This window comes from Nitrincola alkalisediminis (assembly GCF_009821115.1).
In the GTDB taxonomy this organism is placed as follows: Bacteria; Pseudomonadota; Gammaproteobacteria; order Pseudomonadales; family Balneatricaceae; genus Nitrincola; species Nitrincola alkalisediminis.
This window is the reverse complement of sequence record NZ_VYTY01000001.1, coordinates 565,733-581,782: the sequence shown is the minus strand read 5'-3', so window position 1 is coordinate 581,782 and position 16,050 is coordinate 565,733. Positions and strand designations below refer to the sequence as shown.

Annotated in this window: 16 protein-coding genes; 13 read left to right on the top strand and 3 right to left on the bottom strand. The window is 47.0% G+C overall.

Annotated elements, in window-relative coordinates:
* The first annotated feature begins 2 nt into the window (after positions 1-2).
* Both F5971_RS02745 and F5971_RS02740 read left to right on the top strand, forming a co-directional pair.
* The gene (locus tag F5971_RS02745; protein ID WP_193493863.1) at positions 3-1,370 is read left to right on the top strand and encodes an MATE family efflux transporter; all 1,368 of its coding nucleotides are present in this window, start codon (positions 3-5) and stop codon (positions 1,368-1,370) included.
* A gap of 55 nt (positions 1,371-1,425) precedes the next feature.
* Positions 1,426-2,439, top strand: coding sequence for a DUF3080 family protein (locus F5971_RS02740; protein ID WP_193493861.1), 1,014 nt, complete (start codon positions 1,426-1,428; stop codon positions 2,437-2,439).
* Here F5971_RS02740 and F5971_RS02735 read toward each other — a convergent pair.
* The 3 genes from F5971_RS02735 to rlmM all read right to left on the bottom strand — a co-directional run bounded on the left by F5971_RS02735 (position 2,414) and on the right by rlmM (position 4,438).
* Positions 2,414-3,022 carry a ProQ/FINO family protein gene (locus F5971_RS02735; protein ID WP_237748701.1) on the bottom strand — a complete coding sequence of 203 codons (609 nt, stop codon included), beginning with the start codon at positions 3,020-3,022 and terminating at the stop codon, positions 2,414-2,416. The two genes, F5971_RS02740 and F5971_RS02735, sit on opposite strands and share 26 nt — an antisense overlap.
* The gene (gene tusA / locus F5971_RS02730) at positions 2,991-3,233 is read right to left on the bottom strand and encodes a sulfurtransferase TusA (protein WP_036514456.1); all 243 of its coding nucleotides are present in this window, start codon (positions 3,231-3,233) and stop codon (positions 2,991-2,993) included. The genes F5971_RS02735 and tusA overlap by 32 nt, the downstream gene beginning before the upstream one ends.
* 134 nt (positions 3,234-3,367) lie before the next feature.
* Entirely contained in the window at positions 3,368-4,438 is a 1,071-nt protein-coding gene (gene rlmM / locus F5971_RS02725; protein WP_193493859.1) for a 23S rRNA (cytidine(2498)-2'-O)-methyltransferase RlmM, read from the bottom strand.
* 438 nt (positions 4,439-4,876) lie between these two features.
* Here rlmM and ccoN point away from each other — a divergent pair, with 438 nt between their 5' ends.
* The 11 genes from ccoN (at position 4,877) to fnr (ending at position 16,024) form a co-directional block, all read left to right on the top strand.
* Positions 4,877-6,313: a cytochrome-c oxidase, cbb3-type subunit I gene (gene ccoN, locus F5971_RS02720; protein WP_036507188.1), complete on the top strand. Its 1,437-nt coding sequence runs from the start codon at positions 4,877-4,879 to the stop codon at positions 6,311-6,313.
* A gap of 22 nt (positions 6,314-6,335) precedes the next feature.
* Positions 6,336-6,953, top strand: a complete 618-nt coding sequence (gene ccoO / locus F5971_RS02715; protein ID WP_425489317.1) for a cytochrome-c oxidase, cbb3-type subunit II — start codon at positions 6,336-6,338, stop codon at positions 6,951-6,953.
* Positions 6,954-6,959: 6 nt separating this feature from the next.
* Positions 6,960-7,157, top strand: a complete 198-nt coding sequence (locus F5971_RS02710) for a cbb3-type cytochrome oxidase subunit 3 (protein ID WP_036507185.1) — start codon at positions 6,960-6,962, stop codon at positions 7,155-7,157.
* The gene (gene ccoP / locus F5971_RS02705; RefSeq protein WP_036507183.1) at positions 7,154-8,044 is read left to right on the top strand and encodes a cytochrome-c oxidase, cbb3-type subunit III; all 891 of its coding nucleotides are present in this window, start codon (positions 7,154-7,156) and stop codon (positions 8,042-8,044) included. Before F5971_RS02710 ends, ccoP begins: the two co-directional genes overlap by 4 nt.
* Before the next feature lie 165 nt (positions 8,045-8,209).
* Positions 8,210-9,631, top strand: coding sequence for a cytochrome c oxidase accessory protein CcoG (ccoG, locus tag F5971_RS02700; protein ID WP_193493856.1), 1,422 nt, complete (start codon positions 8,210-8,212; stop codon positions 9,629-9,631).
* 72 nt (positions 9,632-9,703) lie between these two features.
* On the top strand, positions 9,704-10,219 hold the full coding sequence (locus tag F5971_RS02695) for a FixH family protein (protein ID WP_036507180.1): 516 nt from the start codon (positions 9,704-9,706) through the stop codon (positions 10,217-10,219).
* Positions 10,220-10,232: 13 nt separating this feature from the next.
* Positions 10,233-12,773, top strand: coding sequence for a heavy metal translocating P-type ATPase (locus F5971_RS02690; RefSeq protein ID WP_051513993.1), 2,541 nt, complete (start codon positions 10,233-10,235; stop codon positions 12,771-12,773).
* On the top strand, positions 12,773-12,994 hold the full coding sequence (gene ccoS, locus F5971_RS02685) for a cbb3-type cytochrome oxidase assembly protein CcoS (protein ID WP_036507177.1): 222 nt from the start codon (positions 12,773-12,775) through the stop codon (positions 12,992-12,994). The genes F5971_RS02690 and ccoS overlap by 1 nt, the downstream gene beginning before the upstream one ends.
* Complete coding sequence (locus F5971_RS02680; RefSeq protein ID WP_036507175.1) at positions 12,987-13,661, top strand: sulfite exporter TauE/SafE family protein; 675 nt, start codon at positions 12,987-12,989, stop codon at positions 13,659-13,661. Before ccoS ends, F5971_RS02680 begins: the two co-directional genes overlap by 8 nt.
* A 72-nt stretch (positions 13,662-13,733) precedes the next feature.
* Positions 13,734-15,125: an oxygen-independent coproporphyrinogen III oxidase gene (hemN, locus tag F5971_RS02675; protein WP_193493854.1), complete on the top strand. Its 1,392-nt coding sequence runs from the start codon at positions 13,734-13,736 to the stop codon at positions 15,123-15,125.
* 128 nt (positions 15,126-15,253) lie between these two features.
* A complete protein-coding gene (fnr, locus tag F5971_RS02670) occupies positions 15,254-16,024 on the top strand; it encodes a fumarate/nitrate reduction transcriptional regulator Fnr (protein WP_036507173.1) in 771 nt (256 codons plus the stop codon).
* The last annotated feature ends 26 nt before the right edge of the window (positions 16,025-16,050 follow it).

Below are 16,050 nucleotides of genomic sequence, written 5' to 3'. Positions count from 1 at the left end.
CCATGCGATCCAGCCCCACTCAAACTGCGTCTATATTACATGAAAGCAAAAGCCTTTTAATGCTGGCTTGGCCAATCATGATCGCTCAACTTGCCCAGAACACCATGGGCTTTGTCGACACCCTCATGTCTGCACGCGCGGGCAGCGAAGACCTCGCGGCAATTGCACTCGGAAGCAGCTTATGGCTTCCCATCTTTTTGGCGCTGGCCGGAATTCTCATGGCAACCACCCCTATTGTGGCACACCATGTTGGGGCCCAAGACACACACAAAGTCCGCTCAACATTTTACCAAGGCCTCTGGGTAGCCCTATTTTTGGGGGCGATTTCAGTTTTCTTATTGCAAAACACCTCAATTATACTGTCAAGACTCTCTCTTGAACCCAGCCTACAAGCCAAGACTGAGGGCTATTTAGCGGCGATTTCGTGGGGATTTCCTGCCTTGCTGCTCTTACAGGTCATTCGTGGTTTTAGTGAGGGACATGGAAGAACAAAAGCTGTTATGAAAATCGCCTTGCTTGGCCTTCTATGCAACATACCACTGAATTACATTTTCATTTTTGGAAAGCTAGGATTACCCGCTTTAGGCGGTGTGGGATGCGGCATTGCTAGCGCCATAGTAATGTGGATCATGCTATTTGCAGGCACTCTTTACCTTAACAAAAGCAAATTTTTTGCACATTTAAGCTTCAAATGGCAAGTGCCTATCCCCTCTCAACTCATCGCTTTTTTAAAACTTGGTACACCTATAGGCTTTGCATTACTCATTGAATCCAGCATGTTTAGTGTCATCGCTTTGCTCATTGCCCCTTACGGCGAAACAGTAATTGCGGCGAACCAAATCACAATCAGTTTTACGGGGCTGATTTTTATGATTCCATTAAGCATCGCAATGGCTCTTACGATTCGGGTCGGACAGCTTGCGGGTGCCAAGCAAATACTGGAGGCTCGCAAAGCCGCCTTTACCGGCATTTACTTAACACTGCTTATCGCATTTTTTACCTGCCTCTTTGTCTTTCTATTTGTGCGCTCAATTGTGGGTCTATACACATCAGAAACAAATATCGTGTCACTGGCCACACAACTACTACTCATAGCCGCCCTTTTTCAATTTTCAGATGCCATTCAAGTCTGTGCAGCCGGCGCACTTCGTGGATATAAAGACACTGCCGTCCCTTTACTATTGGTCTTTATCTCTTTCTGGATTATAGGACTTCCATCCGGGTACATTTTAGGATTAACCGACATTATCTTGCCTGCCCAAGGTGCTGCTGGGTTCTGGTATGGATTATTGATCGGACTCAGCTTTGGCGCCGTAATGTTGTTGAGTCGATTACACCGAGTGTCCAAACATGACTATCAGAGCCGCTAGCCTACTTACTCTTTGTCTGTGTCTTGTAGGGTGCGCAGAACCTAGCGCTGAAAAAATGCTGGAGAACTACGTCTCACGCGTCAGCAACGCGCTCGATCAGCCTATCGAGTTCAAGCCCAACACGTCGGCAAGACTGCCCGCTTTCCCCTTGCGCAGAGAGCGGCTGCTTGAAATTGTGCCAATACGTGAAGGCTTACTGGATGTATTGGAGTTCAGACAGTGCGACTTGCTACCACTCATATCCGAACGTAACAGTAACCTAGGCCGCGTCATGCAACCCTCCCAGCAGTTACGCTACGAACTGCGCTTCTTACCCGCACTTTATGACTGCAGAAGGCAGCTGATGGAGGATCAACACGACAACTCGTCGATTTTCATCAACAGAGTCAATGAGATCATTGCTCACAAAGAACGAGAGTTACCTAAGCTGATCTGGAACAGTATTTATACCAGCTCAGAAATGGAACAACAGTTTTCCCTAGCCAAAACCGCGCTCCCACTTGAAAGCCAAGGCCGTATTAGCGACATTGAAATCGCTTTAAATGCTTTCATTCAGATAAGTGAGCTGACTCAATTGAGCGAATGGCCAGAACCGAAAATAGCTAAGGATATAGAGACCTATTACGAGATCTTATATAGGAATGCATCGGGCGGCGAGTGGCTAAAAAGCCTAGATTGGCTCACCTACACACTAAACCAAGTTGCTGATGGGATTGAAGCGCGCTTAAACCGCAGAGCGGTTTGTTTTAACCAACAACCGAACAATCAATCCGCCATTATCAGAAATGTCTTTCTTAATTTTTATGCGGGAGAACTCCAGCCCTACTTAAGTCAAGTACACCAATTCGGTGAACGCTGGCTAAGCGGCCATGAACGTATTCTTAAGAACCTCCCCCTTCCTGATGCCATGCAAGAGTATCAACAGAAGGTATTGAGTAAGACACATTCTCATGGAGTATGGCAAGCCTATGTCCAAGCCAGAGATCGACACACTCTAGCCTGGCAACAATTACTGAATCAGTGCGGGATGCTTCCCAGTGCACCTATCGTGCTTGACGATTCAGCGTAAGCAATTGATCGAGCTTTGAACTTAAGCGCTCTTCTTTTTCCTTACGACGCGCTTCTTTCTCTTGCTCAGCTTTACGCTGCTTACGCATTTGATGAAACTCTTTGAGCTTCCCTTTCGCATGCTCTGCTTCTTCTGCTGTCACTTTTCCGACAGGCGAGGCATCGATTCCGATACGATCGACCCCTTCTTGCAAGCTTTTCAAATACTGGGGAGAACGCACGTAGGATGCAAGCGCACGCTTAATTTTACTCTTAGATACCTTGTCGTCAGCAACCAAGTCTTCTTGAATGCCAATTTTCAGAGGCTTTACTGACTCACGAGAGAAAACTGCAGGGTACTGCTCCATTAAGGCTTGCAACGCTGCCAAGTTCGCCGCACGATTTTTTGAAACTGGCTTACGCTGACCATTATTGGTTTCAATTAACGCTGTATCACTCACTATTTTTCTCTCGACTGTTGATTCCTGCTGAGACAAGCTCTGCTCAAGACTATTCAGACGCTGCTCGCATTCGCTGAGCAAAACATCCATTTTCAATTGCATTTGTTCAATTTCAGACAGAACCTTTTCGGATATAGTATTCATACACTTGACCCTGATGACTCTGACTGATTAATTCGTGTCCCAAAAATGTACAAAACTTGGGAATATCCCGTTCTGTCGACGGATCTGTCGCCTTAACATGCAGCACATCACCTACCTGCATTTTTCTGACCTGTGCATGAAGCATCATCACAGGTTCAGGACAGAGTAGACCCGTTGCATCTAAAAACTGATCAACAGTAATCGTTTCCATAACCTATCTCGTTGGGATTACGTCGCATATTCTCTCAAATATCCTAAGCCATATAAACCAATACTCGGATCTTTTTTTAACTTTAATGCCTTAATGATGCCTTAAAACAGAAAATCTTAATCAAAAAAGACCCATCAGTCCTTACGCAAATCTAAATAACAGGTAATTTCTTCACGATCATGATAAAGATGCCTAGCGGAAAGCTTAAAGTTAATTGAATGTTCATTCAATCCATCTTTCAATCGGTCTAAGCACTGAAGGGTTTCTTTATAGCGCTGTTTCATCGGCAACTTCAAGTTAAAGACCATTTGTTCAGCCCACCCATTGATTGCCCAATCCAACATTAACTCTGTAACTTGGATGGGTTTTTCAACCACATCACAAACCATCCAATGAACAGGCCGAGCAGGTTCAAACCTAAAGGCATCCTCACGTAAATGCGTCACCTGGCCAGTTTCCATCAGCGTTTCACTCATGGGGCCGTTATCAACCGCGGTGACAAACATGCCCTTTTGAACCAACTGCCACGTCCAACCACCCGGTGCAGCGCCCAAATCCACAGCCGTCAACCCACCACCGAGTGCCTCATCAAACGCTGACTTAGGTATAAACCAGTGCCAGGCCTCTTCAAGCTTCAACGTTGAACGACTGGGTGCATGACTTGGAAACTTAAGGCGCTGAATGCCCATTGGGTGAGAGGAACTGTTTTTTACAGGACTGACGCCGAGGAACATTTCGCGTCCAGATAAAGCAAATAGATGCAAACGCCATAAAGAAGCCTGCTTACGTGACAGCATCAATCCATTTTTACGCAAACTTTGCGAAAAAGCAGACGCAAACTTAGTGACAAACCCTTGCAGTTCGCGCCCCTCCGTTGTGTCTGGAGTTTCGGCCACCAACTCTGCCGTCTGCGGCAATTGTTGAACGAGCTCAGAAAGAGGTGTGATCCGATCCTGAGTTGGCAGCTCCGAACAAACAGGCAAGCACGCCACCCACTGACGAATATAGATTAACGAGCGGAACTTTATCTGAGACATCAACTCCAATGCATCACCAAAAAGATGATACTCGACGTATCCTTGATCTTTCGTGAACACAGGATAACCCGCTGTTCCAACTTCCGTGGCACGATTGGATATTTCAGCTGCACATTCGGCCTCAAATCCAGCTCGGCAGTAAAGTAAGAGAAGTTTTAACGGTAACATGGAGTAAAACCTATAGATATCAAATGAATCAGAATGCAATTAGCCACTATCTTAACAGGATTTTCGACAATCGATTACTTTTTACCGAGTTCCCCGGCTGAATGGACACCTCGTGAATTGACTTACATCAATTAAAATGAAAATATTCTGTCATTAGTCTTAGTCCAAAGTTGCAGTAACGACCTATAAAAGTACACTTTCTGCCGTAGGACGTACTCTTAACGAGCCACAACAGAATAAAAATAATCTTTAATATTCAAAAAGATACATAAAAAAATTACAAACTTCCAACCCAAAACACTTTAGGTGTTTTCTTCTTTTCACTGCGACATCATGTCACAGCGTGCTTGAGCATTACGTTGAAATGATGGGGTAATTCCCTGATAATCCGCGGTGGAACTCTTCTTACTACTAACAGCTTGTTGATGAGAGCCTGATATGAGCATTGCAACTGATCACCCGACGTACAACTATAAAGTAATACGTCAATTCGCCATCATGACAGTCGTCTGGGGTATTGTAGGTATGGCCGTAGGCGTACTTATAGCAGCCCAACTCGTCTGGCCGGCGCTTAACTTTGATATACCTTACTTGACCTATGGACGTTTACGTCCGTTACACACCAATGCGGTTATTTTTGCATTTGGTGGATGTGCTCTTTTCGCGACGTCTTACTATGTTGTGCAACGTACCTGTCAAACACGTCTGATCTCTGATGGATTAGCTGCGTTTACCTTCTGGGGATGGCAGGCAGTGATCGTGCTGGCCGCAATCACATTGCCGCTTGGAATCACGTCTGCAAAAGAGTATGCCGAACTTGAGTGGCCTATCGATATCCTGATCACTTTGGTCTGGGTTGTGTATGCCATTGTTTTCATAGGTACGGTATTCAAGCGTAAGACTGCACACATCTATGTTGCAAACTGGTTCTATATGGCTTTCATCTTGGTTATTGCGGTACTGCACGTTGTTAACAGCGCGGCAATGCCTGTCTCCATGTGGAAATCCTATTCTGCCTACTCTGGCACCATCGATGCGATGGTTCAGTGGTGGTATGGACACAACGCTGTAGGCTTCTTCTTGACCGCTGGCTTCCTGGGTATGATGTACTACTTCGTTCCTAAGCAAGCGAACCGTCCAGTTTACTCCTACCGTCTTTCAATTGTTCACTTCTGGGCATTGATTGCGACTTACATGTGGGCGGGCGGACATCACTTACATTACTCTGCTCTGCCTGACTGGACACAGTCTGTCGGCATGGTGATGTCGTTAATCCTACTGGCTCCCTCTTGGGGCGGTATGATCAACGGTATGATGACGCTGTCTGGCGCGTGGCATAAGCTTCGTACCGACCCAATCTTGCGCTTTTTGGTTGTTTCTCTGTCGTTCTACGGCATGTCAACCTTTGAAGGCCCAATGATGTCAATCAAGACTGTTAACGCCCTGTCGCATAACACAGACTGGACAGTAGGCCACGTTCACTCAGGTGCGCTAGGCTGGGTTGCCATGATCTCGATTGGTGCCGTTTATCACATGCTGCCAAAACTGTTTGGCAAAGCGCAGGTGTACAGCACTAACTTGATTAATGTCCATTTCTGGCTTGCTACCGTAGGTACGGTTCTTTACATCGTTTCGATGTGGGTTAACGGTATTTTACAAGGCTTGATGTGGCGCGCTGTCAACCAAGATGGAACCCTGACTTACAGCTTCGTTGAAGCAATGGAAGCCAGCCATCACGGTTACTTCGTTCGCGTTTTAGGTGGAGCACTCTTCCTGACAGGTATGCTCGTGATGGCATACAACGTATGGCAGACTGTGCGCAGTGGCAGCTCCGTAAAAGCGGCAGATCCTGAAGCTGAAGTTCAGACTGCGTGAGTCAGACGAGGAGCATTAAGACATGATTAAACATGAAACGATTGAAAAAAATGTTGGGTTAATGGCTGTCCTGATCATACTTGTGATCAGTGGCGGTGGTCTTGCTGAGATCGTCCCATTGTTTTTTAAAGACTCAACCACTAAGCCGATTGAAGGTATGCGGACTTACACAGCTCTCGAGCTTGAAGGTCGCGATATCTACATCCGTGAAGGCTGTCACGTGTGCCACACGCAAATGGTTCGCCCTTTCCGTGCAGAAACCGAGCGCTATGGCCACTTCTCTACCGCAAACGAGCATGTATGGGAACATCCGTTCTTGTGGGGCTCTAAGCGTACAGGACCTGACTTAGCTCGTGTCGGCGGTCGCTACTCTGATGACTGGCAACGCGCTCACTTGTATAACCCAAGAGACGTGGTACCAACATCAAAAATGCCATCCTATCCTTGGTTGTTTGAGCGTCAGTTAAGTGGTGCTCAAACTGGCCAAAAAATGGAAACACTTAGAACCTTAGGTGTTCCGTTTACGGACGAGCAAATAGCGAATGCACGCTCAGATGTGCAGGGTAAATACGAGATTGATGCATTGGTGGCCTACCTGCAAGCACTCGGAAAGACCCACTCTAACTATAGTACACGGTGATCCGCTGTGAGTTATGAAGTGTATGGCCCGTTTATTCCTGTGATTATGTTGATCACGTTTATCGGCTTGTTTGTTTGGGTCTTGTTACCGCAAAACAAAAAACGATTCGATGACGCCGCCAACCTACCCTTCGCCGATGATGAGAACGATGAAGGGCACGAAAATCAGGATAAATTGGCCCATAACGGGAGAGATAAAAAATGAGTGCTTTCTGGAGCGCGTGGATTAGCATTATCACCCTCGGTGTAATCTTTGGCTGTACTTGGTTGCTCTTTGCAACTCGTAAAGGTCAAAAGTACAACGAAACGACGGAAGAAACCGTTGGTCATGCGTTTGATGGTATAGAAGAGTTGGACAATCCATTACCCAAATGGTGGTTCCAAATGTTCGTGGCCACTGTTATTTTCGGCTTGGTTTACCTGTTACTTTACCCGGGTCTTGGCAACTTCAAAGGCCTTTTGGGCTGGACGTCGACAGGGCAATGGGAAGAAGAAATGCAGTATGCTGAGAAGCATTACGCACCTGTCTTTGAGCGTTTTGCGCAGCTGAGCATTGAAGAATTGCACCAGCCTGCGAATGCTGAAGGCTTGCGCATTGGTCAGCGTCTGTTTGCTAACAACTGCTCTGTATGCCATGGCGTTGGAGGTGTTGGTGCTTACGGCTTCCCGAACCTAACCAACAATGACTGGTTGTACGGCGGCACGGAAGAAAACATCAAAACCACTCTGGTACAAGGCCGTAACGGCGCAATGCCAGCATGGGGTGATGTTTTAGGTGAAGACGGTATTCGTGACATGTCCCATTATGTCCTGAGCCTTGCTAACCGTGAGCATGACGCAGAATCAGCTTCAAGAGCACAACCTCAGTTCGCAGCTCTTTGTGCGGCGTGCCACATGCCTGATGGCACAGGCATGCATGCTTTGGGTGCTCCCAATCTGACCAATGACATTTGGTTGTACGGCGGCAGCTTTGAGCAAATTGCACACACCTTACGTCATGGACGCTTTGGTGTCATGCCGGCTTTCGGCGGTCAATTGTCAGATGATCAAATTCACTTGATTACGGCATATGTAAAAAGCTTAAGCAAGTAAAATACCTGTCCTAAGCGAAGGGAGATGAGTTGCTCATCTCCCTTTTTTTTAAGTATTTTTTTAAATAAAGATATGACTTACGTCATATCGCTCATTTTTTTGGCATAATATTATAACGATTAGAAAACTGGCCTTACTAACTTGTAGCAACTCACAGGCACGACCATGAATCAGATTCCGGTTAAAGACGTCACGCCCAAAAGCAGCAAAGACAATGTACAAACATTTGATATGTATGCGAAACGTGAACATATCTATGTGAAGTACTACAAAGGCTTTTTTAAAAACCTTCGCACCTTTACAGGCTTTGTACTTTTAGCCCTGTTTTTTGGCGTTTCCTGGCTGCAATGGGATGGCCGACAGGCTGTCTTGTTCGATTTACCCAATCGACAGTTTCATGTTTTCGGCATGACATTTTGGCCACAAGACTTCATGCTTCTATCTTGGCTATTGATTATTCTTGCCTTTATTTTATTTTTTGTGACTGTTTTTGCAGGACGACTTTGGTGTGGCTATTCTTGTCCACAATTTGTATGGACGTGGTTTTACATGTGGGCGGAGCGCATCACGGAGGGTGATCGTAATAAGCGCATGCGTCGTGACAAAGGCCCAATGACAAGCGAAAAGTTCGTTCGAAAAGCAGCAAAACATAGCCTATGGATGCTACTGGCAATCGTCACCGCGATCGCCTTTGTCGGCTACTTCTCCCCCATTCGTGAACTCATCCCGAACATTACCAGTGGAAACTTAGGCACTTGGGAGCTTTGGTGGCTGGGCTTCTTTACTTTAGCTACCTACGGCAATGCAGGCTGGCTTCGCGAGCAAGTCTGTATTTACATGTGCCCGTATGCGCGTTTCCAAAGTGTTATGTTCGACCAAGACACACTGGTTATCTCGTACGATGAAAAACGGGGTGAAGCGCGTGGAAAACGCAAAAAAGACAGCGACCCTAAAGCGGAAGGCTTAGGTGACTGTATTGACTGTCATGCCTGCGTTCATGTCTGCCCTGTGGGTATAGATATCCGTGACGGCTTGCAATATGAGTGTGTCGCCTGTGGTGCCTGTATTGATGCCTGTGATGAAATCATGGATAAAATGGGATACGACAGAGGACTGGTTCGCTACACCACTGAGCACTCTTTAGAAGGCAAACAGACCAAGATCTTACGACCCAGATTAATTGGTTATTTCGCAGCAATGCTGATTATGCTAACGGCTTTTGTTTATGTGTTAAGCAATCGTATACCGGTCGAGTTTGAAGCCATTCGTGATCGTGGAGAACTTTACTCAGAAGTCAGCAGCGATCTCATTCAAAACGTATTTACGTTGAAGATCGCCAATAAAGAGCAATTGGATCGGACTTATCGCCTCAGTGTGAGCGGCATAGATGGATTAACACTGATCAATGATCCAATCGTCACTGTCAGCTCTGGTGAACTGCTCAACTATCCGGTGCGTGTGCAGGCCCCAAAAAATAATTTACGTTCATCGAACTCTGCCATCCAGTTCAGTGTCGAAGCCTTGGACGCGAAGGATGTCAAAGCAACGATTGAAAGCCGTTTTATGGGCCCAGCACCTCGTCGTTAACGAGAAATGTTGATGTAATATACGCTATAATTCGCGGCAGATCGAATCTGCCGCTTTAGTTTGAGGTTTTGAATGAGTCAACAATCCACCCCAACTTCCCCTTGGTACAAACAACCCTGGCTGTGGTTCGTACTCTCCCCTATCATTGCTGCAATGACCGTTGGTTTCATTATGCTGTCCGTTGCAATTGGGCAACAGAAAATCGACCCCCCGCTGGATCGAGAGTCGAAGCGTGATGGTCGAGGCTATGTATTGGACACTTCGCATCTTGATAATGCCGAGGCACGTGGAATTTCAGCAACACTCATTCTAGACGAACTTACAGGGCAAGCACTAGTCAATGTTGAAGGGGATCTTGAAGACGAGTTATCGATGATTGAACTGCACGTCAAAGTTGGTGCAAATCAACAGCGGGACCATGTTATCAAACTTAACCGTGTCGGCAACTTGAATTCATTTAACGGCAACATGGATAAATTAATTGCAACACGGTCAACGTTTATCCTTATTCCAGAACTGGGTGACTGGCATTTAAGGCAAGATGCCTACCCACCTTTCGACGAAAAAACGATTGTTTTCCAACCTTAACTCGGTAGTTTGAATGAATGCGTTACTGACACCCGTACAGCAAACTGAATGTTTTCATTGCGGATCTGAGATACCTCACGACAGCAATTTTTATACTGAAATCAACGGTGAGCAACAACGGATGTGCTGTCCGGGTTGTCAGGCAGTTGCCCAAACCATTGTTGATGGAGGGCTCGACACCTTCTACCAACACCGAGGTCAAGATGCACTTTCGGCAACAGCGGACTTATCTCGCATTGAAGAGCTAACACGTGAGTTTACACTTTATGATCGTAAAGAAGTCCAAAAGACCTTTGTCACCGGGCTCGATACGGATCAACATGATGCGATGCTCGTCATTGAAGGCATCAGTTGCGCGGCCTGTATTTGGTTACTTGAAAATCACGTGTCAAAACAGCCAGGTGTGATTAAGTTCAGTGTCAACCTATCCAATCACCGTGCACACCTGCTCTGGAACCCTAAGGACGTTAAGCTGAGCCAGCTACTGGCAACCATTGCACATGTAGGGTACCGCGCCCATCCTTACCATCCTGATAAAGAAGAACAACTTCTTGCCAAGGAGCACAAGCGTTCGATCATTCGCATGGGCGTTGCCGGAATAGGCTCCATGCAAGCCATGATGTTTGCTGCGGCACTTTATGCAGCCGAAGTCTCTACAGCTGGCATGGAAGACATGTACATTCAGCTGATGCGCTGGGCCAGCTTAGTGGTATCGACACCTGTTATTATTTATGCCGCTTATCCTTTTTTAAAAAATGCCTTCAGGGATATCAAAGCTCGTCATTTAACCATGGACATTCCCGTTTCCATTGCTATTTGGGGAGGTTTTTTTGCCAGCATTTGGGCAACCGTTTTTAATACGGGTGAAATTTACTTTGAGTCCGTGACGATGTTCACCTTTTTCTTGTTAATTGGCCGTTTCCTTGAAATGAAAGCACGCCAACGAACAGGAAAAGCAGGTAATGCCTTGATGGACTTGATTCCAACCAGTGCCACTCGGATTAACCCAGACGGCAGTGAAGAACTCGTTCCTGCAACTGAATTAAAACCAAACGACATCGTGATCGTAAAGCCCGGTCACACCCTGCCCGCTGATGGTATTATCGCCAAAGGGATCAGCTCTATTGATGAGTCAGCTTTGACTGGCGAGTATCTACCCTTGCGTAAATCCGTTGGTGATACCGTCGTCGGTGGCACAATCAATGTCGAAAACCCCATTGAAGTCTGTGTCACCGCTGTGGGTGAACAGAGTCGTATCTCGGCGATTGTTAAGCTGTTAGATCGTGCCCAAAGTGAAAAACCCCGCATTGCCTATGTTGCAGATAAAGTTGCCAGTTACTTTGTAGGTGTAAGCTTAATTGTGGCGATATGCGTTTATACAACTTGGTATTTTATAGAACCCGCCAATGCCTTCTGGATAACCTTAGCCGTGCTGGTCATCACCTGCCCTTGCGCACTTTCACTGGCAACACCAACGGCACTAACAGCAGCAACTGGCACCTTGCGCCAAGAAGGCTTATTAATTACGCGTGGCCATGTGCTGGAGTCTTTTAGCAAAGCCACCCATGTTTTGTTTGATAAAACGGGCACACTAACGGAAGGCCGTTTAGCACTTCAAGCCACGCATCTAGTCGGAGACATATCTGAGAAAAGTGCTCTGCGCATCGCCGCCGCACTGGAGAGCCATTCAGAGCACCCCATTGCACGCGCCTTTACGCCTTGGTTTGATCAGCCTGCAGATGAGACGATCAACACGTTAGGGTCAGGCATTGAGGGCCGCTTCAATCATCAAGTGTATCGAATTGGCAAACCCAGTTTTGTAATGCAATTAAGCGGGCTCGACACCCCAGACATGCCTGACAACAAACGTCAGTGGGTCTTACTGGGCGATCAGCAAGGAGCCATCGCATGGTTTGCCTTGGATGATCAAATTCGTAAGGATGCTCTGAACGCCCTCTCACAACTCAAGCAGCTTGGCCTACAGGTGGAAATGCTGACAGGTGATGCATCCCCCGCTGTACAACGCATCGCGGAGCAATTGGGAATCACACAGGTCTACTCGGGCATGACGCCGGAGAATAAACTTGAGCGTATCAGCGAACTGCAAGCTCAAGGGGCACGCGTCATTATGGTCGGAGATGGCATTAATGACATCCCAGTTTTGGTTGGCGCTCAAACCTCTGTATCGATGGGGGCTGCGACCGACTTAGCAAAAACCAACTCTGATGCCGTGTTGATCAACAATCAATTAATGACCTTAGCACAAGGCGTGCGCTTATCGCGCAAAACAGAGCACATTATTAAAGAGAACCTTGCCTTATCCTTAGCCTACAACGTGATCGCCCTGCCCGCCGCATCAATGGGGATGATTCCTCCTTACATTGCGTCAATTGGCATGACAGCAAGCTCTCTCGTTGTCGTGGGGAATGCCTTACGCCTAACGCGTCGCTTTAAACGGCTGAAACCCATAAGCTCAACCCACACCAAAAATAACGAAAAAAGCGGCACAATTACCAACGCAAAAAATACGCCCCAACCCAAAGCAGGTATTTAATGGAAATTATCATCATTCTAATCCCGATCGCCTTGATTCTAACAGGCATCGCTTTTTGGGCTTTTTTTTGGAGCGTCAACAGCGGGCAATTTGATGATCTCGAATCGCCTGCCCACAGCATCCTCTATGATGACGATGATCACTTGATCCCTGACGACGCCAAGGTTGACAAGGATCACACCCACCCAAGTGACGCAGACAACGCTAAGCACAATGACTGACCCCCTGCTGATTTCCACCGCCATCATGATTGGCTTACTTGGCAGCACACACTGCATCGGCATGTGCGGTGGGATTGCCGCCAGCATCGGCTTACAGCGCCATCGCTCTACACTGTCAAATACGTCCTTTCTCATGAGTTACAATCTAGGTCGCATTAGCAGTTATATGATTGCTGGGGCCTTATTGGGCTCAGTTGGAGCCCTCGTTGCAACAGGAACCTCTGGACTAATTCTTCGCAGTTTTGCTGGATTTATGCTAATTGCCATGGGCCTCTATGTCGGCCAGTGGTGGCTAGGCATTACGCATCTGGAGAAAGTGGGTGGTAAGCTCTGGAAACTCATTGGTCCAAGTGCGAGCCGCTTACTGCCCGTCAAAACCTTACCCCAGGCGTTATTGCTGGGTGTTGCTTGGGGCTGGCTCCCCTGTGGATTGGTCTACAGCACATTGCTCTGGGCATCATCCGCTGGCAGCTGGCAGCAAAGTGCACTGCTGATGGCGGGTTTTGGGTTAGGCACGCTACCGGCCATGTTCACCACGGGCTTACTGGCTCAACAGGTGAAAGCCTTGCTGCAACAAAAATGGACTCGCAAGCTGTCAGCACTCGTCATTATCGCCTTTGGCATTTTCACACTCCCTCTGACTGAGTTAATTTCAATAAGCCATTGACCCTCATCAACGTATTTTTGTTTTTTTCCTCTATACTGTGCGTTGTATTTTAGCTGTTAAGGAACGAAAACTGTGAACTTCCAAAACCCTATCCAGTGGGATTTAGACCTCATTAAACGTTATGATTTATCGGGGCCTCGCTATACTTCCTATCCCACCGCCGTGCAGTTTGACCCTAACTTACAGCCCGAAGCACTCGTTCAATCCGCCCTAAGCACGACGGACAAACACGCGCCCTTATCCTTATACGTCCATATTCCTTTTTGTGCGCACGTTTGTTACTACTGCGCCTGTAACAAAGTGATTACACGAAACCGAGACCGAGCCCAACCCTACTTGGAGCGTGTCTATCGTGAAATGGAGTACTTATCAAGCCTGTACGATAACAACCGCATTGTGAATCAACTGCATTGGGGCGGTGGCACACCGACCTTTATCAGCGACAATCAAATGCGTGAACTGATGGAGCAACTGCGTAAGAATTTCAATCTACGCGATGATGATCAAGGCGATTACTCCATTGAAATTGACCCTCGTGAAGCCAGTGATGACACCCTTAGAGTGTTGCGCGAGTGCGGATTTAATCGAATTAGCCTTGGTGTGCAGGATTTGGATATCCGGGTACAAGAGGCTGTCAACCGCGTACAACCCCTTGAACAAACAGAACGCGTCCTAAACACCGCACGTGCCCTTGGCTTCCAGTCCATTAACATGGATCTTATCTATGGTCTTCCGCATCAAACCCTTTCAAGTTTTGATGCAACGCTGGATGAAATCATTCGGATGAGCCCTGATCGCCTGTCTGTCTTTAACTACGCTCACCTACCGGATCGCTTTCGTTCGCAAAAACACATTCAATCCGACACCCTGCCATCTGCCGATGTCAAACTGGATATCCTACAACACACCATTAATAAACTACTGGGTGCGGGCTATGTCTATATCGGCATGGATCATTTTGCAAAGCCGAATGACAGCCTTGCGATTGCCCAGCAAAATGGCCAACTGCATCGCAACTTTCAAGGCTACACCACACACTCTGATTGTGACTTGGTTGCAATTGGTGTGTCCTCTATTAGCCAGATAGGCTCCGTGTTTTACCAAAACGAGCATGACTTAAGCCTGTACACCGATGCAATTGATCATAAGCAACATGCGATAAAGCGCGGCATTAGTTTAAATGAAGATGATCGAATTCGCTCAGCTGTTATTAACCAACTCATTTGTCATTTTTCGTTGAACCCTGCGGATATTGAACAACGCTTTGACATCAATTTCGCGACCTACTTCGCTGAGGAGCTGACGGAGCTTGCGCAATTCGAAGCCGATGGCTTGATCACGTTGGACAAGGGGGTTATTCAAGTCACACCTGCAGGGCGCTTATTAATTAGACGCATTTGCATGACGTTTGATGCGTATATTCCAAAGCAAGCACCTGTTCGCGGATACTCCAGAATTATTTAAAGCTCGCGTGCGTCCGGCAATTGCCTATTCGCAACTGCCGGATACTTCTTCACCCCGCCGCCTAAATGTTACATAATACCCAATCGAGAGCATCCGATGTTCATTCCGATAAGGTGATAGGTGTACGAATGGAAGAAAAACGCTCAACAGGCAAACTTCACAGTCTCAATCAAGTGCACTGCAGCACCTGCAGTTTAAGCTCCTTGTGTCTGCCCGTATCCTTGAACATGACGGAGATGGAGCGCCTTGATAATATCATTGATAAAAGCCGTCCATTAAAAAAAGGCGAGCACCTGTTTAGACAAGGTGATACCTTTACAAGCATTTTTGCCATTCGTGCGGGCTCTGTAAAAAGCTACTGCATCACCAATGATGGCGAAGAGCAGATCACAGGTTTCTTTTTTCCAGGAGAGCTGGTGGGGCTCAGTGGCTTCAACGATACGGCCTACCCTGTTTCAGCCAAAATTCTGGAAACCACCACCGTCTGCGAAATCCCTTTTGAGCGCTTGGACGATCTATCAGGCCACATGCCTGAGCTGCGTCGCCAGATTCTTCGGACCATGAGCCGCGAAATCAGCAATGACCAACAGATGATGACGCTTTTGTCGAAAAAAACAGCGGAGCAGCGCGTGGCCACCTTTCTGATCAAGCTGACGCAACGTTTTCATGAACGAGGCTACTCTCAAAACTACTTGCGTTTATCTATGTCACGAAATGAGATAGGCAATTATCTTGGTTTAGCCGTTGAAACCATCAGCCGTATTTTCACACGCTTCCAAACGCAAAACATGATTCTTGTTGATGGTAAACAAGTTGAAATTCTGAACTATGATGCGCTTTTCGAACTATCAGGTGAAGCCATTGACAAGCCGACACCTGCTTGCAAAACCTCTCTTTAAACCCGATGTCCGGGTCTCGCTGGAGT